The sequence below is a fragment of the Pseudoalteromonas sp. CO342X genome (genome assembly GCF_004208915.1).
GTDB classification, from domain to species: Bacteria; Pseudomonadota; Gammaproteobacteria; order Enterobacterales; family Alteromonadaceae; genus Pseudoalteromonas; species Pseudoalteromonas maricaloris.
Genome location: NZ_SGPH01000013.1, coordinates 24,641 through 46,290, shown reverse-complemented (window position 1 = coordinate 46,290; position 21,650 = coordinate 24,641). Strand labels below are relative to the sequence as shown.

Genomic DNA, 21,650 nt, shown 5'->3' with positions numbered 1-21,650 from the left:
CCTTCTGCTTTTGATTTCTTTTTAGGCAAGCAAACAAGCTGCGTGCTTTCCCGTCAGCCACAACCTTAGTTCTTGAAGCAATTCTGCATCAATCTCAAAAGTCGCTTTCGTTTTGAAATCAAGCGTTTCAGTATTACTATAGCGCTCACTACCCGAGTGAGTGACTTCAACTGCTAGATGCCCCAATGACGATAGAGAGTAAAACCTTAGTTTTAACTCACGGTCGTCGTAGGTATCTTCAGCTGCACCACGCAATAATAATTGCGCCTCGCCAGTTCTGGTGTCGTAAAGAGAACTCAGTGCATTTAAGAGTTGCGCTATTTCGTCATCATGAGAACTAGATAAGTATGCCTTAAACGCCAGATTAGATAAGGAATGAGTACTTTGTATCTTCGAATAAACGCCAACTTCCTTAACCCACTCTTCATCGTCAGCATAACCGAAAAATGACAGTTCTAGTTCAACATTAGACCTTCTATCGATTGAATGAATTTGCATAAATCTACTTGCCTCGTGCTCTGTTAAGGTATGAGCAACGCATAACCGAAGCTCCCGCACACCACCTTAAAGACTCAATGCAACGAATAGTAAAAATGCCACGCGTTGCGGATCACTCTTAAACAGTTTATGTTTCAGGGTACATCTCACGAATTAGATTCAGTGATAAAGTCCCTTCGTTAACAAGTGGAGAAATTGTGTCTGTCATTTTGATTTGCTGCCAAGCTTTTGCATTGGTTTTAAAGTCAGCAAAATACTTCACGTTGTCTACTCTTCGGAAATGTCGAAACCATACACCCAACTCTGGTACTGGATTTTTTATATAGTTGTAACCACCCGATATAGTGCAAACTGCAAATGGAAAGTGGTGAGAGATAATCAGAACTTTATCACCGACCTTCATTTGGTTTGCAAAAGCGACATAATCTCTTTGGTGTTGAGGGATCTTCTCCAATTCTTCAAACTCTAAATCCCCTACGCGATCAGCAAAATCTAAACCAATAAATCCTGCGGATAAACTCTGTGCGGAATGAAAAGCTGAATTCCCAGAATCATCCGGGTGTAACTGCATACGCCAATACGCCATATCTACCTCATTTTACGAAACTTGAACCTGAAACATAACAGCTCATTAACGCGAATTCTTGAATATCTCAATAACCCACAAGAGAAATAAACGCAACATTCAAGCTAACTTTATCTAATAATTTTAGTAAGTTATCAGTCAATGGTTATTATTTCAACACGCAATTTAAAAGTAGTCGCTGACATCCACCTCCAATTTGGAACAGCATCATCAGCATTGATACAGGTAGTCACGGATGTTATTGATACTTCGCTTCATCAGACTAGGACTTCAAACAAAGCTCTTTAGTCTCAGCACCTAAGCTATTTGTCGCCATAAATGGCGACCTACGTAGTCGCTCCTGAAATCAATTTAATTTAAAAGAAATCGATGACACCTACCTCAAATTTCGAGCTGCATCATCAGCATTGATGCAAATAGTCACGGATGTTATTGATACTTCGCTTCATCAGGCTAGGACTTCAAACAAAGCTCTTTAGTCTCAGCACCTAAGCTATTTGTCGCCATAAATGGCGACCTACGTAGTCGCTCCTAAAATCAATTTAATTTAAAAGAAATCGCTGACACCCACCTCAAATTTATTTCACGGAGTCGAACTTAAGCGAAAAAATCAGCAAGCCTATATAGTAAATACTCACACTCTGTTTGCTGCTCTGAGATCGCATTAAGAGATTGCGGGGTAACGCTTCTATATGTGTTTGCCGTTAAAGGTTTTAGTGGCTAATTCGACATAGTGAAGTTGAATAGCTTGAAAAATCGCCGATACAGGTTAGTTGCTAAAAAGATCCATTATGCTTATTTTACCTATGAAAGTTCATAGGTATTGTGTGGATTTTACTCGTGATATTTTCTGATCACCGCTATTTTGCCATTTTCAATCTCCAGCACTTCCATCATTACTTGGCTATATTCAATTGGCTGGTTATTTTGAGGGTGAATACCTTTAGCGTAATTTTTATATCTGATAGCAATTGCAGAGTGGTTAAAAGTAAATACGTCTAATAACTCTGCACTATATTTTGTATGAGAGCCAAGATAAAAAGTCATCCCTTTTCTCATTGCATCTTTACCATCTGGTAAACGGGAGTCATCGGTTACCCAAGGAAGGTGTGAATGACCAACATCATCAGTAAGCAGTTTAAGATGATCCTCAAGCTCTTTTTCGGTCGCTTCTGGGGATTGAGTTGCGACCATAGTATCAAAGTATTTTTGAGCAAGTTCTTTTAGGTCTACTTTTTCTTCTTTAGCAGTCAAAGAAGCTGAAACAAAAATTGTTAGTGCGACGAATATATATTTTCTCATTAAAAGCTCCGTTTTCCGATTAGTTCGCATTACGCCGCAATATGGGACGTATTAAGTTTGGCTAAAATTAGTGAAAAATGAGTGCCTGCCACGCTTCAGACGCCATCTTTGATGAGCTTGTTATGTGCCTGAATTACCAGGCCTATATTGCTCTAAACTGCCAACCATAAAACAAACACCAACATAAAACCAAACTGTGCTTGCTACAATTTGCCAAATATCAAAGCCCGAAGAAGTTATAAATGTTGGGATAGCAATTAAACCGCGCAAAATGCAAAGGGTTGCTATGATAATTAGAGCCGATTTCAGTAAAGGTACTTTACGAATTAAACCAACCGCAGAAAAAGCAAAAACAGAGCAAGTAAACATTAAACCTGCAACGATTACAGTGCCAATAGGAGCGAGCAAAGTACCTTGAACCGCAGAGTCTATGATCGGTTGAGGTGCACGAGCAAATGCAAACCAATTAGGTCCACCGAGAATACAAAGAAGGTGCCAAATGGCGGAAACTGAAGCAATTGCCCCTGCGCTGATCAGCAACTTAGACTTAATACTAAAACTCAATACGACCTCTAATATTGCACTGGCACATAACGCAGCCTTAATCGGTAAGTGATTGTTGGCTATAATATGAAGCAAAGCGGAACCGATCCAACTGTTACGAATCCGACTCTACGGCCTTGTTAGCACTTAATTGCTTGCACCAATTCATTGCCAAATTACCCATTACAGCTAAAGAACCAATACTTAAATAACCTAAGAAAAGTACAAAAGTAGCTGGAGTAATTTTTAAATCAAACTCACATGCTATAAGTAATAATATGTTTGCAAGAATACTAGAAACAAAAATCATCGTGCTTACTGAATTTACATTTTTAAGACGCTCAGCGGTAGCTTGGAGTGAAACTAAGGCAATAACAAACCAGTGGTGATTTGTATAAACTTCTTCCTTTGCAATAAAACTATAAATCATAGTAAAAACGAAACCGAGCATTGGTAGCAAGGCAACCGAATTTAAAAATTTACTCATAATTCCCCCTCGAGTGCTAACAGCTCATTCGCATCAATTCTTGAATATCTCTCTTATCCACAAGTAAATAAGCAACAACTATCTAGCTAACTTTATTTAGTTATTTTAGTAAGTTACCAGTCAAAGATTATAATTTCAACACACAAATCACTTGCTACATGCGAGGGGTGCTCTATCCGGGCTTTCTGTTGGCTCGTTAAGGTTATTTGTCGCCATAAATGGCGACCTACGTAAAATCGTGGCGTAAAGTCACTCCCACAACACTATTCGCACTGTGATGTAGGAGGCATAACTTGGCGCTAAATACTTTCCTCATAATCCAACACTTTAGCGTCATTGGCTTTGTTAAGCAGGCCTCGGCTTTGTGATAGGAAGTGTTTCGCACTTTCTGAGAAATAATGTTTGGCTTGTGAGAAAGATTGCATTAGGCCTTCTTTGTCGCCTTGTTGTAGCTTGGCCAATGTCTGCTCAAAGGTATCTTGATAGCTTGCCAATAACCCTTCTACATCATTAAATTGCGCGAGCATAATATCTGAATAAAGTTCAGGGGATTGTGCAAACAGCCGTCCCACCATCATCAGCTCTAATTGGTAGATAGGCGATGAACAGCTTCTTAGCTCTTTTAATGAATGGCACTGCTTAGATAAAAACTGCCCATACACAAACGTGGTTAAGTGGCGCATTACCTGAATGATCTGCATGGATTGGTCGTGTTTTTTAGCGTCCATGGGTACCAACTGGCTGCCCCAGATCTTTAGTTGTTTGATTAATCCTTCACATTGCTTTGGCATACGTCCTTCGCACACCACGACAGTTTGCTTAACCCAATGAGATATATCTGGACCAAACATAGGGTGTAGACCGACCACAGGGCCGTTGTGCTTGTTCATTAGTACTTTGAGCGGGGCTTGCTTCACAGAGGTAATATCAGCAAGAATACAGTCATCAGGCAGCGTTGGTAGCGCATTAATAACCTGCTCAAAGGCATTGATAGGAACGCTCACCAATACTAACTTAGCATCACTCAGTAGCTCAGTAGCCTGTGATTGATTGTCTTTGTCTAAAATGCGTACCTCGTAGCCTGAGCGCCTAAACTGTTTCGCAAACAGTTTACCCATGGCGCCTTGACCACCGACAATAACAACCGGAGACATTTTTGGTGCGGCACAGGCGAGTTCACTTTGCTGGTTTTCGTAGGCTTCTCGCATCATACGACGCAGAATATCTTCGACTAAATCAGGGTTTACCCCTTTGGCATCAGCTTCTGCACGCCGGGCTTTGATCAACTCAGCTTCGCGCTTCGGCACGTGTAGCGGTGCGCCCTTTTGCTGTTTTATTTTTCCAACCTGTTCGGTCAATGCTTTGCGCTTTGCAAGTAGCGCGACAAGCTCGCTATCGCAATCATCTATTGCAACGCGTATTGCTTCTAAATCGTTAGCCCCATTCATGATGTAAACTTATATATACAGTAGTAAATTAAATAATACACCGAGTCTAACAAGAAGTGCGCCGCTTTAAAAGTAAGCAACCATGAAAATATCGTGACAAGACGCCTGATATGTCAGTGAGTATTCACAGAATGGAAATAATGAGAGGGATAAAACCAAAACAGGCCGCATAAAGCGGCCTGTTTTATCTGCATTTGATAAATGCGACGTATTAGTTAAGTTTCTCTTTAATACGTGCAGATTTACCAGAACGCTCACGTAGGTAGTAAAGCTTAGCGCGACGAACCGCACCACGACGCTTAACTGCTACGCTGCTGATAAGAGGGCTGTGCGTTTGGAATACACGCTCAACACCTTCACCGCTTGAAATCTTACGAACAGTGAAAGATGAGTGTAGACCACGGTTACGCTTAGCGATTACAACACCTTCAAAGGCCTGTAGACGCTCTTTGTTACCTTCTTTTACGCGTACCTGTACAACTACTGTATCACCAGCGCCGAACGCAGGTACGTCTTGCTTAAGCTGTTCAGCTTCAAGCTCTTTAATAATATTTTGGTTTACTTTTGCCATTTTATTTCTCACATTCCTAGGTGTAACTGTCTTCTAGCCACAAGCTTGGCCATTCTCTTGCTGAAATTCAGCAAGTAATGCCGCCTGCTCCTCAGTCAGAGCTAGGTTACGCAACAAGTCAGGACGACGTTGCCAAGTTCTACCCAAAGACTGCTTTAAGCGCCATTTGGCTATTTCTTGGTGGTTTCCGCTGAGTAATACAGCAGGCACCTGTTTATCATCCAATGTTTCCGGCCGGGTATAATGAGGACAATCTAACAAGCCATCCGAAAATGAATCTTGCTCTGCTGATTGGTTGTGACCTAACACACCTGGCACTAATCGCGCTACTGCATCGATTAATGTCATGGCCGGTAACTCACCACCGCTCAGTATAAAATCGCCGATGGACCACTCTTCGTCTACATAAGACTCGATGATCCGCTCATCAATACCTTCATAACGACCCGCTACTAAAATCAACTTTTCGGATTGCGCCAATTCGGTCGCACCTTGTTGATCTAGCTTTCGCCCTTGAGGGGACATATAAATTACTTTAGCGCCTGCTCCTGCTGCCGCTTTGGCATCAAGAATAGCTTTTTTGAGAGGCTCAACCATCATTAACATTCCCGGGCCACCACCATAAGGGCGGTCATCCACGGTTCTATGTTTATCAGTGGCGTAGTCTCTCGGGTTCCAACAATTAAACTCAATCAAGCCGTTTTTCACAGCTCGACCCGTTACGCCTTGCTGAGTTATCGCATCAAACATGTCAGGAAAAAGTGAAACCACTCCAACCCATAGCTTTTGCTGATCGCTCATTAAAACGCTGGATCCCAATCTACCGTAATTTTTCTCTCGTCATGATTAATATCCGAAATAACAGAGTCTGTTAAGAATGGAATTAATCTTTCCGATTGGCCAAATGCATCTTTTTTGTTTGCTTTCACAACCAAAACGTCATTTGAACCAGTCTCCATCAAGTCATCAACTATGCCTAAGTCGTAGCCTTTATCGGTTACTACTGACATGCCAATGAGATCTCGCCAATAAAACTCCCCTTCAGGTAATTCAGGAAGCTGCTCAGCATAAACAGCGATTTCAGCATTGGTATAAGCCACTGCTTCGTCTCTGTCGTTTACCTGTGCAAATTTAGCGATATATCCCTTGTTGTGACGACGCCAGTCGCTCACTTCAAGGTTTTGCCATTTACCTTGTTGCCCTATCAACCATGGGCTGAAATCGAAGATCCCTTGGGGATCGTCAGTAAATGAATGCACCTTAAGCCAACCCTTGATGCCATAAGGAGCACCAAGCTTACCAACAACGATTGTCGAGGTTTTACTTTGACTCATGGTTACACTTACGCCTATTAAGCCGCTTTACGAGCGTCTTTAACCAGCTTCGCAACACGATCTGAAAGAGCTGCACCTTGACCTACCCAGTGATCAACACGAGATAAATCTAAACGTACTTTTTCTTCCTGACCTGCAGCGATAGGGTTAAAGAAACCTACCTTCTCGATGAAACGACCGTCACGCGAGAAACGGCTATCCGCAACCACGATTTGATAGAATGGACGCTTTTTTGCGCCGCCACGTTGCAAACGAATAGTTACCATACCGTCCTCTACATAGATTGACTGTTTTCATTAATAAGTTTGTACTTCCCATTACGGGAAGCTCGGGCATTTTACGCATTTTTCAGCGCAATGCAAGTTTGAATTAGATAAATGCCCAACAGCGACGCGATTGTCACCCTTGAGCACCTTGATAATAAACTAAAATGTGGCGTAGAAACGAATTCAGTTATTCCATTGGTTGCTGTAGCTTATCCATTTCTGCAATCAAAGTTTTTATCGCCTTCTGCTGCCCTTCAGCCGTGCTAACATCTCCTAATAAAGGTAATGTAGACGACGTTGCTTCAACCTCAAGCTTACCGTGAACTCGTTCCCCCATACTCTCTATCGTTTGCTTGAGCTGCTCTCCAATTGCGGGCTCACTGAGCAGATGCTGTAGCCCAGCTTGCTGCGCAGGTATGGGGATTTGGAAGTACTCTAGATAGCTGTTTACATGTTGATATGCAGCTTGCTGTAAGAAATTCACAAAGTCAGAATTCTCTGAACCAATGATACTGGTATTGAGCAGCCCTGCAAATGGAGGGTCACTTGGTGCTAGTTGCGTGTAGTTTGTACGATTGGCAAGTTCTTTTGCAAAATCAATTAAACCATCAACAATCCGGCTTGAAATTTCACTTCCATAAATTGTCTTAATCTCCTCCAAGCTACTTTCAGCCCACGCATGAGGAACGATATCTAAACTATTTGCAAAGCGCACGCTCACCGCTTTATCGTCTGATAGGCTGCCATTTGGAAGCTGCTGATTAGAATGAGCGGCAAAGACATCGTTGCCCGCTGTTGGGCCAGCCGTACCCATCGTTTTGACAGTGGCGTTACACGCAGGATCCCACAGTAGTGCTTTACCTTGCAGATCTCGCAGCATCAAGGCGACAGTGGGAGCAAGCGCACCACCTTTGCTATGCCCCGCGACCGTAATGCCACAAGGCGACTTAGCCGTATCGCGTAAAAAGTGCATTAAAGGGATACCGCTACCTGGGACATTCCCCTGCGGGATCATAACATTCAGCATCGCTAAACCTAATGCCGTAGCCGCTGAAATTTCGGCCCCTTTAACATTGGGGGCGAAAATCCAAGGGGTTGTGATGGCAACATTAAAGTCTTGGAAAATCCAATCAAATAATGATTTACCATTAGTACCTGCTATTGCTACTATATACTGATCAGTTCCACTCACCCGTGCAACGTACATCGTGTTAAATGCCTCACCATTGGGCATCATTTGAGCATGAGGTCCCCATACTATGTCGACATCAATAAATGGTATTTCTTTTAATGAGTTGGAGATGGTGTGGTACAGAGACTCATCGCTGGCGCCTGGATTTTTAGAACCAGCATTTGCGAATATCTCCACGGCAAAAACGAGTTTTTCAATATCTGTTGGTTGATTTGACATGACTTGCTCCTTGTAGTGATAGACCACAAGCGCACACATAAAACGATAGACTTTTAGAATACTCACTATCGACAATCGCTGTTGTCGTAATACGCAGTGTAAGTCAACACTACCTGCCGCCGCTGTCGGTCTGCTTCATAAATGTAGAAAGAAACTCATGGGTGGCACTACTCTACCACTGAACGCCACTCATTATAGCTCGATGGTTAACTGAGCTAAAACGACAGATTGAGGCTAGTCCAACGACTGATGAGTGTCAAAAATATTTGGTACTTAACCTGAGGTTTGGATAAGGAATGTTCCAACTCATTGTTGCTAAAGCACAACTTAGTTTTTTCCTTGTCTAGCCAGCAAGATTTAGGGAAAACAAGGCGAATTTACGCACCAATAGCTGGCTATTGGAAGTGAATTCAACGCAGTTAGCGCTATAACTGGCTGCTAGAAAGGCATTAATTATCCGCAGCTCAGGTTACTTAGATTAAGTATGTTAGAAAAACAAAAAGGAGGGAGTTAAACGACCTCACGGCGACTACAGCATAGGTTTACATCAGCCGTGGTCGAGAGCAAACTGAAAAGGCCAATGACAAAATCACTGGCCTCTTAAAACCGTCAACCAATTTTAGGATGGGATATTTTTGTTTGGTTTAGAACTTAGGCCCACCGCCACCGAACATGCCCGGCGGCATCATACCTTTCATGTTCTTCATCATTTTCATCATGCCGCCTTTGCCTTTCATCTTCTTCATCATCTTCTGCATTTGGGTAAATTGCTTCAGCAACTTATTAATGTCTTGTACTTGCGTACCAGAACCCGCAGCGATACGCTTTTTACGCGAGCCTTTGATGATTTCAGGACGTGCACGCTCTTTTGGCGTCATTGAGCTTATGATAGCTTCCATTTGGTTAAAGGTCTTATCATTTACTTGACCTTTTACCGCATCCGGCAAGTTCGACATACCAGGCAGCTTTTCCATCATCGACATCATACCGCCCATGTTTTTCATCTGGCGCAGCTGCTCAGCAAAATCTTCCAGTGTAAAACCATCGCCTTTAAAGACTTTCTCAGCCACTTTTTGGGCTTTGTCTTTATCGACTTTCATTTCGACTTCTTCAATAAGCGACAGTACGTCGCCCATACCTAGAATTCGAGATGCAACACGGTCAGGGTGGAATGGCTCTAAGGCATCGGTTCTTTCACCCACACCGATAAACTTAATGGGTTTACCTGTAATATGACGAATAGACAGAGCCGCACCACCGCGCGCATCACCGTCCGTCTTGGTTAAGATAACACCGCTGAGTGGCAGCGCTTCATCAAAGGCTTTTGCTGTATTTGCAGCATCCTGACCTGTCATTGAGTCAACGACAAATAAGGTTTCAATTGGATTAATCGCCGCGTGTAAATCTTTGATTTCATCCATCATGTCTGCATCTACGTGCAAACGACCTGCGGTATCCACAAGTACCACATCAATGAACTTTTTCTTCGCGTGAGAAATAGCACCCGTTGCGATATCTACCGGCTTTTGTGAAATATCACTGGGGAAGAACTCGACGTCAACTTCTGCTGCTAACGTTTCAAGCTGTTTGATAGCTGCAGGACGATAAACGTCAGCACTCACCACCAACACAGATTTCTTTTTGCGCTCTTTAAGGAATTTAGCCAGCTTACCAACACTGGTGGTTTTACCCGCACCTTGAAGACCTGCCATCATGACGACAGCTGGCGGCTGCGCGTTTAGGTTCAGCTCCTCGTTGGCCTCACCCATCGACTTTTCAAGTTCTTCGCGAACAATCTTGATGAAAACCTGGCCTGGGCTCAGACTCTTTGTGACTTCTACACCAACCGCGCGTTCTTTTACTTGTTTTACAAAGTCGCGCACAACCGGCAAGGCAACGTCAGCCTCAAGCAATGCCATGCGTACTTCACGGAGTGTTTCTTTAATATTGTCTTCAGTTAGTCGGCCACGGCCACTGATGTTTTTAAGCGTTTTTCCTAAACGCTCTTGGAGGTTTTCAAACATGTATCGGTTCCAAAATCTCGAAATTGTCGGGCATTATACTGATATGCGAGCCACTAATACAGTATTCAAGCCGATTGTTCTGCTTTTTACGCTTTCGTTGAACGAAAATAAGAATAAGTTAACGGATTGAAATAAAACCCTATGCAAGCGCAGAGGCTTTAAATACAATAGCTAAAAAAGGAAAGCAAAAATTAGGCACTTATTTTTATGTTGATTGTTAGCTTGTCATTAATCGCCTGTCTCTTTTACGTCATGGCCACTAGCCATGTTTTATCGCGCTTATTTGACAAACAAGGTCCAGATCAAAAGAAAACCTTAATATTAAGCACCGTCGCCATTTTGACTCATATGCTAGTGTTGGTGAATTCAGTGTTTACGCATCAAGGACAAGATCTCAGTACCGTCAACGTTGCCTTGTTAACCTGTTGGGTTATCGTTGTTTCTGTAACGACCGTATCTTTACGCTTCCCTGCAACACTATTACTACCTGTGGTGTATGGCTTTGCCGCTATTTTGTTATTAGCAAGCCTGTTTATTCCGCACCATATTATTATGCATACAATAAACATAGATATTGGTCTCGTTTTGCATATCTCACTTTCTTTGTTGGCTTACTGCGTACTTATCATCGCCACGCTCTACGCCATTCAATTTATGTTTATTGATAAACGTCTAAAACAGCGGGATTTGGCGATTATGACCAGCCATCTACCGCCACTTATGCAAGTGGAAAGGCAGCTTTATCAACTGTTATTTGTAGGCACAGGTTTATTAACGCTGGCATTGGCATCCGGCTTTTACTTTTTAGACGGTATGTTCGCCAAAGAGACTATTCACAAAACCATTTTATCTATCGTTGCATGGCTTATTTATGTCGTCGTCGCATTTGGGCATAGGCAGTTCGGCTGGCGCGGTAAGTCTGTGGTGATTTCAATCATAGCGGCTTCTGGCATCGTGACTTTAGGTTACTTTGGTAGTCGCTTTATACAAGAAGTGATTTTAGGCAGGTTTTAAACTTTAACTTGACTATCGTAACTCACTAACGCTTAATACTCTTTCGTAAGTAAAAAAGGGATCCACTGTTGGAAGACATATCGACCAGCGCCTTGTTTATCATACTCGGCGTGCTCATTTTGATGTCGGCTTATTTTTCTAGTTCAGAAACCGGTATCATGTCAATCAACCGTATTCGTCTACGCCATCTTGAAAAAGAGAATCACCGTGGTGCGAAGCGTGTAAGTAACCTCCTTAACCGTCCTGATAGACTGATTGGTCTGATCCTGATCGGAAATAACCTCGTCAATATTGCCGCTGCACAAGTTGCAACCATCATTGGATTACGCCTGTATGGCGATATGGGTATCGCAGTAGCTACTTTTGGCCTCACACTCGTGGTCCTTATCTTCGCTGAAGTTACACCTAAGACTCTCGCAGCTTTATACCCTGAGAAAGTCGCGTTTCCAAGCTCTGTTATCCTAAAAGTGTTGTTGAAGGTCTTGTTTCCTTTGGTTGTTGCGACCAACTGGATCACCAATGGTATGTTACGTTTGGTCGGGATCACACCACAAGAGATTGAAGAGCACAGCCTAAGTAAAGAAGAATTAAAAACCGTGGTAAATGAGTCAAGCGCTATGTTACCCTCAAACCACCAAAACATGCTCACTTCTATCTTAGACTTAGATCACGTGACCGTAGAAGACATTATGATCCCACGCAGTGAAATCAATGCGATAGATATCAATGACGAGTGGAAAGATATAGCTCGCCAGCTCACGAATGCGCAGCACACCCGAGTGCTACTTTACCGTGACCAAATTGATGATGCGGTTGGTTTTATTCACGCTCGTGATGCGCTACGCCTACTGACAAAAGAGCAGTTTGATAAGCCGTCACTACTGCGTGCGGTAAGAGAGATTTACTATGTACCAGAGAATACCTCGCTCAATACACAGCTGATCAAATTCCAAGAAGCCAAAGAGCGTATTGGTCTTGTTGTTGATGAGTATGGTGACATTCAAGGTCTGGTTACGCTTGAAGATATTCTTGAAGAAGTCGTAGGTGACTTTACCACCACGCAGACGCGTGCGCCGAGCGAAGACGTAAACATGCAACGTGATGGCTCAGTTATGGTTGACGGCAGTGTAAACGTGCGTGACTTAAATAAAGAAATGAGTTGGGACTTACCTACCGAAGGCCCTAAAACCCTCAGCGGCCTGATTGTTGAGCACCTTGAAGATATTCCAGATGCGCCTCTTGGCTTAACGATTTCTGGTTATAAGATGGAAGTCATTGAGATCAAAGAAAACATGATCAAGATGGTGAAAATTTCTTCTAATACTAATTAGCTTAACTAATTGGTATAACTCTTAAGCAAGTAAAAACTAAACTCAGTTGCGGTGTTAAAAGTAACACCGCAATGTACTCAAGAAAAAATTCTCTCGAACCAGTTCTTATCTAAATCATCTTCACAGCGTTTAAGTTGAACGGCATAGCGCGCAGCACGATGCTTTACCTTATTTGCGACTTGCATTAACCATTTCTTATTTTTATAAGTACCACGACGATAACCGCCCCAGCCTTCATGATAATTGAGATATTGTGCGTAAGCGTCCCACTTAGACACGCCGTTTACTTTGTGAGTCTTATATACGAACCAAGCCATAAAATCGATGGCGTCTTCAAAGTCATCGCGATCTGCACCTGAGTTTCCAGTTTCACGAATATAATCAGACCAGGTCGGAGTTTTGGCTTGAGAGTAGCCATAAGCAGAGCTCACTCTGCCAACAGGAATAAACCATAGGAAGTATTCCATTGGAGGCGCCGCATCGTGACGAAAAGAGCTTTCTTGGTACATCATGCTCATCAGTACATGCTTTGGTGAACCCCATTTTTCTTGAGCATCACGAGCGTCATAGTACCAATCTTCTTTTTCCTCAAAAATCTTACAAATATCATGAGGTTGTTTAGGTGGTGCAGTAGCACATCCGGATAAAACAGCGGCGAGGCTAATTAAAATTAATTTTTTTTGCATTTTTTTCGAAACCTAATGAACTTTTACAATTTGCATTGGTCTGAACTTATGAATGCAGCAGTTTAGCATTGTTTCATCCCTGAAATTTATTTGCGCAGCCTTATGGCTGCGCTTTTTTATGCCTTGTGCATTATGCCCTTGAAAAATAATCGTCAAGGAAAATCGTGAAATCCACCGTGTCAGCAGCTCTAACCGCAGCCTCATCTTCGAAAGACTGACGTGCAAATGACTTCAGCGTATCTTCATCGTAATAACCGTATTTGATATCTTGATGAAGTTGCTTATATTTTTTCGCAAGTTCAATGCCCATTGAGCCTTGTTCTAAGGTACGACTCTTCAGTTGAGATAGCAACTGCCCAGAAAAAGTAAGTGCAGGTGTTTCAATTGACAACATTAATTTTTCCACTGTTGCCACGTAGACTGATTTTTCGGTACTCGCATCTAACATTTTTGCGACTTTGAGTAAGTCTGTAAAAATCTCTGTGCCCCACTGCTTCACACTCACAGGCTCACCCGCTTTACTCAGTTCAAGTGCTGTGCAGCGACCTTGGTTAACCACCTGATGTAAATTCTTACCAGCGAGCTTTTGCGCTTCAAACGAAAGCTCAGGGCTTGGCTTTAACAAACAATAGGTTAAGAACACATCGAGGAAGTGGATTTGCTCAAGACTGACACCAGTATGCTCGAATGGGTTAACATCCAGCGCACGAATTTCGATATATTCGATACCACCACGTTCAAGTGCCTGAGTCGGCGTTTCACCAGACTTGGCATTGCGCTTTGGTCTAATTGGCGAGTAGAACTCATTTTCAATTTGTAAAATGTTGCGATTCAGCTGTTTTGGCTCTGCTGCTCGATAGTCTGGAATTTCATGATATAAGTCGGAGCGACAACGAATGGCTTGTCGCAAGCCCGCAATATACTCATCCAGATCGTTATACATCACCTTAAGCGAGCTTTGTGCGCTATTGGTATAACCTAAATCACCCAGTCTAAGCGCCGTGCCATATTCAAGGTAGATGGAGCCATTTTCTAGCTTACTAAATGGCAAGTCGCTCTTTTTGCCTTGCAAAAATGACGGACAAAGCGCAGGAGATGCGCCAAACAGGTAGCTTATCAGCCACATTTCACGCTTGAAATTACGAATAAGGCCTAAATACTGCTGGGAGATAAATGATTGTTGAGGGTTATCATCTTCAGACATCACTTGCAGACTTTGCCATACGGTCTCTGGAAACGAAATATTGAAGTGCACACCCGCAATGGCCTGCATCATGCTGCCATAACGGTTTTTTAGCCCTTCACGATATAGCGTTTTCATTTTGCCGATATTAGAGGTGCCAAACTGCGCTAGGACAATATCTTCTTCATCCTCAATAAAGCATGGCATCGACAAAGGCCACAGTAACTCATCACCCATATTCGCCAAAGTAAACTTCTGTAGATCAGAAAGTTGCGCTAATGTCTCTTGTGGGTCTTCACTCACAGGGGTGATAAATTCGAGTAGCGACTCAGAAAAATCAGTGGTGATATGGCCATTGGTCAGTGCGTGGCCCGTCTTTTCTGGATGCGGTGTTTTCGCTATTTTTCCCGACCCTTGGATCCGCAATGCCTCACGTTCGATACCTCTTTTGATACCTTTGAAAACGCCGCGATGCGCGCCGTCAGACAATAAGTCCAGCTTAGTGTTTAAGTCTAATTGTTTCAAAAATTCTTCCTCGAACCTACAGGCCAATTTCAAGTTTATGGGGTCGAAACCAAATTATACCAAGTGTATTCATTAAATGAGTGATTTAAACCGAGCAATCAATTTAAATATGGCTACTTTTAGTACACTTAGGCCTTAATAATAACTTTGCCAACATGCTTACCACTTTCCATACAGTGGTGAGCCTGCGCAATATCCGCCATCGCAAAGTAATGACTTACGTTGATGCTGATTTTGCCAGCTTGGTACGCCTGATACAAATATTTAAGATCGCCTAAATTACTCGCAACCAACATCCCCTCAGCCTTTACACCCCTTGTCGTGGCTCGCTCACAGACGATTTCTTTGGTGACGCTGGGAATAGTCACTAGGTGCGAATCCGGCTTCATCGAGTCGACACACTGTAATGCAATATCGCCACCAATTAAGTCCAGTAAATCGCATTCAACTTGGTGCTGATAAAATTCGTCATAACTTATTGCCGTTACCTTGAGCTTCGACAACAATTCGTGCTCAGGGCGGGTCGAGACAGCGATGACTTTTCGCCCTTGGAGCTGTGCTAGTTGAATTGCTAAATGCCCCACGCCACCGGTTGGTGCCAATACATATAGTGGACGATTATGATTCGAAAATTTATCTAGCGCTTGTTTTGCCGTAAGACCCGCAAGACAAAGACCTGCAATATCTGGATTTTCTTGCAAAGAAACCTTGATGAGCTCTGCCTCAAGCGCCACTACATAATCACTATAAGTTCCGGGGTTACTTGCAAATCCAATCATACCGATGACAAGGTCGCCTACTTTAAATTGGTTATCTGGGCCATAAACCTCAACCACCTCACCATACAGATCATATCCGAGCGGCAAAAAGGCACCTGCGCCTTTTTGCGCCGCAACATAACCAAGACCTTGCCTGGTTTTCACTTCAATAGGATTAACGCTGGTACTGTTTACTTTTATGCGCACTTGGCCTGAACTAAGCGCTGGCAAGGAAATGGTGGTACTACACAGCTGATTGCTATCACCAAATTCGTAGATACCGTAAGTGGTTGACTTATTTATCATATGCGGCTTTCTTAAAAGACAGTTTGTTATCTTTGTAGAATACGCGAAAGGGTAAGGAGTTTGAAGAAATTTACAGTATGGGAAGGAAAAACGCCCTTACAGTATGGCTGTAAGAGCGTTTAGCTATATTAATGATTGAACACTATCTGGTCGTCAACAACCTCGACTTTAATGGTATCTCCAGTCACAAACTTACCTTGTAACAAGTCCTGCGCCAACGGGTTTTCAATATATTGTTGCACTGCTCGTTTTAGAGGACGGGCACCATATACAGGATCAAATCCGCTTGCAGCGATTTTATCAAGCGCGGCGTCACTGAGCTCAAGCGCAAAGCCTTTTTCAGTTAAGCGTTTACTCAATCTGTCTAACTGGATACTCGCAATTTCTTTAATATGTTCATTGATAAGCGGGTGGAACACCACAGTTTCATCAATACGGTTAATAAATTCAGGTCTAAACTGACTCGCGAGCACGGCCATAACACGCTCTTTGAGTGTCGCGTAGTCGTTATTTCCTGCTTGCTCTTGAATGACATCCGACCCTAAATTCGAGGTCATGATGATCACCGCATTTTTAAAATCAACCGTGCGACCTTGACCATCAGTCAAGCGACCATCGTCCAAGACCTGCAATAAGATATTAAATACATCTGGATGCGCTTTTTCCACTTCATCAAGCAAAATCACAGAATAAGGACGACGCCTTACCGCTTCTGTCAAATAGCCACCTTCTTCGTAGCCAACATAACCAGGAGGTGCGCCAACCAAGCGCGCAACTGAGTGTTTTTCCATAAACTCGGACATATCAATGCGCACCATGGCATCTTCCGTATCAAACATAAAGTTGGCTAACGCTTTGGTCAGCTCCGTTTTACCAACCCCTGTTGGACCTAAGAACAAGAACGAACCAATTGGGCGATTTGGGTCTGCAAGCCCGGCTCGTGAGCGACGGATAGCGTTGGCAACCGCATTAACAGCTTCGTCTTGACCAATCACTTTTTTGTGAAGCTCGTCTTCCATTTGCAGTAACTTTTCACGCTCACCTTGAAGCATTTTTGCGACTGGGATCCCTGTCCAGCGCGATAAAATTTCTGCAATTTCATCTTCACCGACCTGATTTTTTAAAAGACTCATTTCCTGCATTTCAGCCTGAGAAGCAAGGTCTAGTTTTCGCTCAAGCTCAGGGATCCGACCGTATTGCAGTTCGGACATACGTTGCAAGTCACTTGCTCGACGCGCGACTTCTAGATCTAAACGCGCTTGCTCAAGCTCAGCTTTAATCACTTGCGTGCCTTGTAGTGAGGCTTTTTCGGCATTCCACACTTCATCCAGCTCTCGATACTCAGCTTCTAATTCATTAATGAGCGTTTGCATCTCAGTACGACGCTTTTGACTCGCTTCATCTTTCTCTTTTGCCAGCGCGTTATCTTCCAATTTTAGTTGGATAATACGGCGCTCTAGTCTGTCTAATTGCTCCGGCTTTGAGTCAATTTGCAGCCGAATTGAAGACCCTGCTTCGTCTATCAAATCGATAGCTTTATCTGGAAGCTGTCTGTCTGAGATATAACGATGTGATAAATTAGCCGCAGCGACAATCGCAGGATCGGTAATATCCACCGAGTGGTGCAATTCGTAACGCTCTTTTAAGCCACGTAGAATCGCGATTGTGTCCTCTACGGTTGGCTCTGCAACAAATACTTTTTGGAAACGACGCTCGAGTGCCGCGTCCTTTTCAATATACTGACGATACTCATCAAGCGTGGTCGCCCCTACACAGTGAAGCTCACCACGTGCGAGTGCGGGTTTTAGCATGTTGCCAGCATCCATTGCACCGTCGGTTTTGCCCGCCCCCACCATAGTATGGATTTCATCAATAAAGAGAATAACTTGGCCTTCTTCTTTAGCCAGCTCATTTAATACCGACTTCAGGCGCTCTTCAAACTCACCACGATATTTGGCTCCTGCCACCAATGCGCCCATATCTAGCGATAGTACGCGCTTACTTTTCAAACCTTCAGGAACTTCACCGTTGATAATACGCTGCGCGAGCCCCTCAACAATGGCGGTTTTACCAACGCCCGGTTCACCGATAAGTACAGGGTTGTTTTTAGTACGGCGCTGTAGCACTTGAATAGTGCGGCGAATTTCGTCGTCACGGCCAATAACCGGATCAAGCTTACCTTGCTCAGCACGCTCAGTGAGATCGATGGTAAATTTCTCAAGAGCTTGGCGAGTGTCTTCGGCATTAGGGTCATCCACTTTTTGACCCCCTCGAATAGCCTTAATAGCTTGCTCGATCTTTGGCTGGGTGATGTTAAGCGCTTTGAAAATCTCGCCTAATGGGCCTTTATCTTCGCACGCAGCAAAAACAAATAACTCGCTGGAGATATATTTATCTTTACGTTTTTGTGCATATTTATCACACAGATTGATCAGTGAAATAAGGTTATTTGAAAGCTGTACATCACCACCTACACCTTCTACTTTAAATAGCTTTTCAATGGTTTGTGACAACTTAGTATTAAGCTCGTCGGCGCTCACACCTGCTTGTGCTAATAATGCGCGCACACTTGAGCCGCTCTGCTGGAGCAAAGCGTACATTAAATGAACAGGTTCAATAAATTGGTGATCGCGCCCAAGCGCTAATGACTGCGCATCGGAAAGCGCAGCTTGGAATTTGCTTGTAAATCTATCTAAACGCATGATTTATTTACCCATATAAAATATCGAATTACCTTATTTATGGGTATTAACTGAACGAAGATCAAGCGTAAAAGTAATAATTTACCCTGATTATTTGCGCCAAATCAAAGTTGCCATACGGCCCGTTGTTTTGTCTCTACGATAGGAAAAATACTGCTCGGACATAGTTACTGTACAGTGTTTATCGCCGTAAAAATCCTTTACACCTTGCTCGCGTAATAACGATTGTGCAAGCTCGAAAATATCCGCAAGATATTTACCGTCTTTTTTAGCAACAAATGCCGTATTTCGTTGCGCCTCAAAAGCCTGTACTACGTCTTCACCCACCTCGAATGCACTAGGCCCAATCGCAGGGCCAAACCATACACAGATCTCTTCAGGTGCACAGTTAAACTTAGCCAGTGTTTGCGAGATAATTCCAGCAGCGAGAGGCTTCCAACCACCATGGATAGCGGCTACCTCTTCACCATCTTTTGATGCAAGCAGAATGGGTAAGCAGTCTGCTGTCATGATAGCCAGTGGCGTTTGACGCAAGCGAGTGTATAAGGCATCGGCTTGATGGACCTGCGCGATTTCAAACTGCTCGTCGACCACCACCACTTCAGCGCCATGTACTTGCTCAAGCCATACAATCGGGTTGGCCACATAACCATGTAAAATTCGACGGTTTTCGGCTACATGTTCAGCATTATCACCAACATGAAAGGCTAGATTAAAGCTATCATACGGCGGTGCTGAAACACCGCCCTTTCGCGTTGTTGATAATGTCCCAACAAATTGGGTTAATGGCCACTGAGCAAGTTGCATCTTATAACGTTAAATCCGGGTTTTCTTTGGTATCTTCTCTAAGCGCTGCCACCAGCTTAATCATATCTTCAGGCACAGGCGCTTCCCATGTCATCTTCTCGCCAGTAATAGGGTGAGCGATACTCAGTTTTATAGCATGCAATGCCTGACGTTTAAACTCTCTTAATTGCTCGGTTAATCCTTGAGTCGCATTTCTTGGTGGACGAGGACGGCCGCCATAGAGCTGATCGCCAATTAGCGGGTGATTCAAATACGCCATATGTACACGAATTTGGTGCGTTCTACCGGTTTCTAGGCGCAGGCGAAGGCGCGTGTGTGCTCGAAACTTTTCAGCAACACGGTAATGAGTGATAGCTGGCTTGCCCATCTCATGTACTGCCATATGTGTACGCTTAGTTGCGTGACGACCGATTGGCTTTTCAATCATGCCACCTGCGGTCATCGTGCCATTACAAACTGCTTCGTATTCACGTGTGAAGTTTTCACGCGCTTGTAGATTCTTCACCAAGTGCGTTTGTGCTTGAATGGTTTTCGCCACGACCATTAGACCGGTAGTGTCTTTATCCAGACGGTGTACGATACCAGCACGAGGCACGTTAATGATTTCTGGGTGATGGTGCAGCAGAGCATTTAACACAGTGCCATCTGGGTTACCGGCACCGGGGTGAACCACCAGCCCCATCGGCTTGTTTATCACAAGAATGTCATCATCTTCGTAAACAATGTCTAACTCTATATCTTGCGCTTCGTATTCGCGCTGTGCTTCGATAACCGTCTCGATAGCAACACTTTCACCACCAAGTAACTTTTCACGAGGGGTGTTGAATACTTCACCATCTACGGTGACTTTATCTTCAAGGATCCAAGTTTTTATTCTTGAACGAGAAAAATCCGGGAACAATTGCGCCAATATTTGGTCTAGACGTTTACCACCGAGTTCGACTGGAACCTCCGCTTGGAGGGAAATTTGCTCTGACATCTGAAACTTTACCTAATTTACCAGTGCAAGCCGTGCTCGACTGGGTTAGAATCGTATTAATGCATAGTTTACTCGGTTTTGCCGAGTTGGCCTAGCCGAAGAAAACAAAGGTAGTAAAATAAAATGATTAAAAACTTAAGGACACACGCCTTTAGGCTGGCGTTAGCCGCGTCTGTTTTGGGTTTGGCAGCCTGTTCATCCGCACCAGAACAAGAAGATATTGAACGCGTACCAAACAAATCCGCCCAAGCGCTTTATGAAGATGCTAAACAAACATTAGATTCCGGTTTATATGCCCGCGCCATTGAATTATTGAGTGCGATTAATGCTCGTTACCCGTTTGGCCCTTATGCAAGACAAGTTCAAATGGACTTAGTCTATGCATATTATCAAACAGGTAACACTGACCAAGCACTTGCCACTATTGATCGTTTTATTCGCTTAAATCCAAATCATAAAGACCTAGACTACATGTACTACATGCGAGGTTTGGTAAGTATTAAAGCCGACGAAAACGCATTCCAAGAATATTTTGGTGTAGACAGAGCCGACCGCGATGCCAATCGTACCCGTGTTGCTTTTCAGGATTTAACCACGTTAGTTAAAAACTACCCAAACAGTCCGTATGCACCAGAGGCGAAAAAACGTTTAGTTTGGCTACTAAACAAAATGGCTCGTTACGAGCTGAGAGTCGCTGAATATTACTTCGAGCGTGAAGCATACCTTGCCGCAGCAAACCGTGGTAAATATGTAGTAGAACACTACTCTCAAAGTAGTTATCTGACCCAAGCTTTTGACATTATGGAAAAAAGCTACCGCAAACTCGGCCTGCCAGACCTTGCGGATAATGTGAAAAAAGCCAAATCGGTTAACGCACGTAACAAATAAA

General features: G+C 43.5%; 21 protein-coding genes. 3 read left to right on the top strand and 18 right to left on the bottom strand.

Features of this window, described 5'->3' with window-relative positions; translation table 11 throughout:
- Nucleotides 1-21 precede the first annotated feature (21 nt).
- The 12 genes from EXT47_RS04830 to ffh form a co-directional block, all read right to left on the bottom strand.
- A complete protein-coding gene (locus tag EXT47_RS04830) occupies nucleotides 22-498 on the bottom strand; it encodes a hypothetical protein (RefSeq protein ID WP_039496996.1) in 477 nt (158 codons plus the stop codon).
- 127 nt (nucleotides 499-625) lie between these two features.
- Nucleotides 626-1,084, bottom strand: a complete 459-nt coding sequence (locus EXT47_RS04825) for a hypothetical protein (RefSeq protein ID WP_052258363.1) — start codon at nucleotides 1,082-1,084, stop codon at nucleotides 626-628.
- An 834-nt stretch (nucleotides 1,085-1,918) separates the two neighbouring features.
- Nucleotides 1,919-2,386, bottom strand: a complete 468-nt coding sequence (locus tag EXT47_RS04820) for a hypothetical protein (protein WP_039496994.1) — start codon at nucleotides 2,384-2,386, stop codon at nucleotides 1,919-1,921.
- A 120-nt stretch (nucleotides 2,387-2,506) separates the two neighbouring features.
- Nucleotides 2,507-3,025, bottom strand: coding sequence for a hypothetical protein (locus tag EXT47_RS04815; protein ID WP_223193560.1), 519 nt, complete (start codon nucleotides 3,023-3,025; stop codon nucleotides 2,507-2,509).
- A 19-nt stretch (nucleotides 3,026-3,044) separates the two neighbouring features.
- On the bottom strand, nucleotides 3,045-3,416 hold the full coding sequence (locus EXT47_RS04810) for a hypothetical protein (RefSeq protein ID WP_039496991.1): 372 nt from the start codon (nucleotides 3,414-3,416) through the stop codon (nucleotides 3,045-3,047).
- 299 nt (nucleotides 3,417-3,715) lie between these two features.
- Entirely contained in the window at nucleotides 3,716-4,864 is a 1,149-nt protein-coding gene (tyrA, locus tag EXT47_RS04805) for a bifunctional chorismate mutase/prephenate dehydrogenase (protein WP_039496990.1), read from the bottom strand.
- Nucleotides 4,865-5,075: 211 nt separating this feature from the next.
- Nucleotides 5,076-5,435 carry a 50S ribosomal protein L19 gene (gene rplS / locus EXT47_RS04800; RefSeq protein ID WP_017216162.1) on the bottom strand — a complete coding sequence of 120 codons (360 nt, stop codon included), beginning with the start codon at nucleotides 5,433-5,435 and terminating at the stop codon, nucleotides 5,076-5,078.
- Between the two features lie 33 nt (nucleotides 5,436-5,468).
- Nucleotides 5,469-6,236, bottom strand: coding sequence for a tRNA (guanosine(37)-N1)-methyltransferase TrmD (gene trmD, locus EXT47_RS04795; RefSeq protein WP_130125998.1), 768 nt, complete (start codon nucleotides 6,234-6,236; stop codon nucleotides 5,469-5,471).
- Nucleotides 6,236-6,769 carry a ribosome maturation factor RimM gene (gene rimM / locus EXT47_RS04790; RefSeq protein ID WP_010371053.1) on the bottom strand — a complete coding sequence of 178 codons (534 nt, stop codon included), beginning with the start codon at nucleotides 6,767-6,769 and terminating at the stop codon, nucleotides 6,236-6,238. Before rimM ends, trmD begins: the two co-directional genes overlap by 1 nt.
- A gap of 17 nt (nucleotides 6,770-6,786) precedes the next feature.
- Nucleotides 6,787-7,035 carry a 30S ribosomal protein S16 gene (gene rpsP / locus EXT47_RS04785; protein WP_010371051.1) on the bottom strand — a complete coding sequence of 83 codons (249 nt, stop codon included), beginning with the start codon at nucleotides 7,033-7,035 and terminating at the stop codon, nucleotides 6,787-6,789.
- 187 nt (nucleotides 7,036-7,222) lie between these two features.
- On the bottom strand, nucleotides 7,223-8,446 hold the full coding sequence (locus EXT47_RS04780; protein WP_165383794.1) for a hypothetical protein: 1,224 nt from the start codon (nucleotides 8,444-8,446) through the stop codon (nucleotides 7,223-7,225).
- Nucleotides 8,447-9,090: 644 nt separating this feature from the next.
- Entirely contained in the window at nucleotides 9,091-10,470 is a 1,380-nt protein-coding gene (gene ffh / locus EXT47_RS04775; protein ID WP_010371045.1) for a signal recognition particle protein, read from the bottom strand.
- Between the two features lie 207 nt (nucleotides 10,471-10,677).
- Between ffh and EXT47_RS04770 the strand changes: the two genes are divergently transcribed.
- Complete coding sequence (locus EXT47_RS04770) at nucleotides 10,678-11,484, top strand: inner membrane protein YpjD (protein WP_130125996.1); 807 nt, start codon at nucleotides 10,678-10,680, stop codon at nucleotides 11,482-11,484.
- A 68-nt stretch (nucleotides 11,485-11,552) separates the two neighbouring features.
- Nucleotides 11,553-12,815, top strand: coding sequence for an HlyC/CorC family transporter (locus tag EXT47_RS04765; protein WP_010606684.1), 1,263 nt, complete (start codon nucleotides 11,553-11,555; stop codon nucleotides 12,813-12,815).
- A 77-nt stretch (nucleotides 12,816-12,892) separates the two neighbouring features.
- Here the strand turns inward: EXT47_RS04765 and EXT47_RS04760 are convergent, their stop codons facing one another.
- From EXT47_RS04760 to rluD, 6 genes are all read right to left on the bottom strand, one after another.
- The gene (locus EXT47_RS04760) at nucleotides 12,893-13,501 is read right to left on the bottom strand and encodes a transglycosylase SLT domain-containing protein (RefSeq protein WP_039496979.1); all 609 of its coding nucleotides are present in this window, start codon (nucleotides 13,499-13,501) and stop codon (nucleotides 12,893-12,895) included.
- Nucleotides 13,502-13,631: 130 nt separating this feature from the next.
- Nucleotides 13,632-15,209, bottom strand: a complete 1,578-nt coding sequence (gshA, locus tag EXT47_RS04755) for a glutamate--cysteine ligase (protein ID WP_130125995.1) — start codon at nucleotides 15,207-15,209, stop codon at nucleotides 13,632-13,634.
- A 128-nt stretch (nucleotides 15,210-15,337) separates the two neighbouring features.
- Nucleotides 15,338-16,273, bottom strand: coding sequence for an NADP-dependent oxidoreductase (locus EXT47_RS04750; protein WP_039496974.1), 936 nt, complete (start codon nucleotides 16,271-16,273; stop codon nucleotides 15,338-15,340).
- Nucleotides 16,274-16,401: 128 nt separating this feature from the next.
- On the bottom strand, nucleotides 16,402-18,975 hold the full coding sequence (gene clpB / locus EXT47_RS04745) for an ATP-dependent chaperone ClpB (protein WP_039496972.1): 2,574 nt from the start codon (nucleotides 18,973-18,975) through the stop codon (nucleotides 16,402-16,404).
- Between the two features lie 90 nt (nucleotides 18,976-19,065).
- Entirely contained in the window at nucleotides 19,066-19,782 is a 717-nt protein-coding gene (gene pgeF, locus EXT47_RS04740) for a peptidoglycan editing factor PgeF (protein WP_130125994.1), read from the bottom strand.
- A gap of 1 nt (nucleotide 19,783) precedes the next feature.
- Nucleotides 19,784-20,761: a 23S rRNA pseudouridine(1911/1915/1917) synthase RluD gene (rluD, locus tag EXT47_RS04735; RefSeq protein ID WP_010371027.1), complete on the bottom strand. Its 978-nt coding sequence runs from the start codon at nucleotides 20,759-20,761 to the stop codon at nucleotides 19,784-19,786.
- A gap of 123 nt (nucleotides 20,762-20,884) precedes the next feature.
- Between rluD and EXT47_RS04730 the strand changes: the two genes are divergently transcribed.
- The gene (locus EXT47_RS04730; protein WP_017216173.1) at nucleotides 20,885-21,649 is read left to right on the top strand and encodes an outer membrane protein assembly factor BamD; all 765 of its coding nucleotides are present in this window, start codon (nucleotides 20,885-20,887) and stop codon (nucleotides 21,647-21,649) included.
- Nucleotide 21,650: the final 1 nt, after the last annotated feature.

Excerpts from the sequence above, each read along its gene's own strand:
- EXT47_RS04810 (WP_039496991.1), bottom strand. The coding sequence starts at position 3,416 with ATGAGTAAATTTTTAAATTCGGTTGCCTTGCTACCAATGCTCGGTTTC.
- EXT47_RS04830 (WP_039496996.1), bottom strand. The coding sequence starts at position 498 with ATGCAAATTCATTCAATCGATAGAAGGTCTAATGTTGAACTAGAACTG.
- EXT47_RS04820 (WP_039496994.1), bottom strand. The coding sequence starts at position 2,386 with ATGAGAAAATATATATTCGTCGCACTAACAATTTTTGTTTCAGCTTCT.
- EXT47_RS04760 (WP_039496979.1), bottom strand. The coding sequence starts at position 13,501 with ATGCAAAAAAAATTAATTTTAATTAGCCTCGCCGCTGTTTTATCCGGA.
- clpB (WP_039496972.1), bottom strand. The coding sequence starts at position 18,975 with ATGCGTTTAGATAGATTTACAAGCAAATTCCAAGCTGCGCTTTCCGAT.
- EXT47_RS04780 (WP_165383794.1), bottom strand. The coding sequence starts at position 8,446 with ATGTCAAATCAACCAACAGATATTGAAAAACTCGTTTTTGCCGTGGAG.
- rplS (WP_017216162.1), bottom strand. The coding sequence starts at position 5,435 with ATGGCAAAAGTAAACCAAAATATTATTAAAGAGCTTGAAGCTGAACAG.
- EXT47_RS04770 (WP_130125996.1), top strand. The coding sequence starts at position 10,678 with ATGTTGATTGTTAGCTTGTCATTAATCGCCTGTCTCTTTTACGTCATG.
- EXT47_RS04730 (WP_017216173.1), top strand. The coding sequence starts at position 20,885 with ATGATTAAAAACTTAAGGACACACGCCTTTAGGCTGGCGTTAGCCGCG.
- rimM (WP_010371053.1), bottom strand. The coding sequence starts at position 6,769 with ATGAGTCAAAGTAAAACCTCGACAATCGTTGTTGGTAAGCTTGGTGCT.
- EXT47_RS04750 (WP_039496974.1), bottom strand. The coding sequence starts at position 16,273 with ATGATAAATAAGTCAACCACTTACGGTATCTACGAATTTGGTGATAGC.
- trmD (WP_130125998.1), bottom strand. The coding sequence starts at position 6,236 with ATGAGCGATCAGCAAAAGCTATGGGTTGGAGTGGTTTCACTTTTTCCT.
- EXT47_RS04825 (WP_052258363.1), bottom strand. The coding sequence starts at position 1,084 with ATGGCGTATTGGCGTATGCAGTTACACCCGGATGATTCTGGGAATTCA.
- rluD (WP_010371027.1), bottom strand. The coding sequence starts at position 20,761 with ATGTCAGAGCAAATTTCCCTCCAAGCGGAGGTTCCAGTCGAACTCGGT.
- ffh (WP_010371045.1), bottom strand. The coding sequence starts at position 10,470 with ATGTTTGAAAACCTCCAAGAGCGTTTAGGAAAAACGCTTAAAAACATC.
- tyrA (WP_039496990.1), bottom strand. The coding sequence starts at position 4,864 with ATGAATGGGGCTAACGATTTAGAAGCAATACGCGTTGCAATAGATGAT.
- rpsP (WP_010371051.1), bottom strand. The coding sequence starts at position 7,035 with ATGGTAACTATTCGTTTGCAACGTGGCGGCGCAAAAAAGCGTCCATTC.
- pgeF (WP_130125994.1), bottom strand. The coding sequence starts at position 19,782 with ATGCAACTTGCTCAGTGGCCATTAACCCAATTTGTTGGGACATTATCA.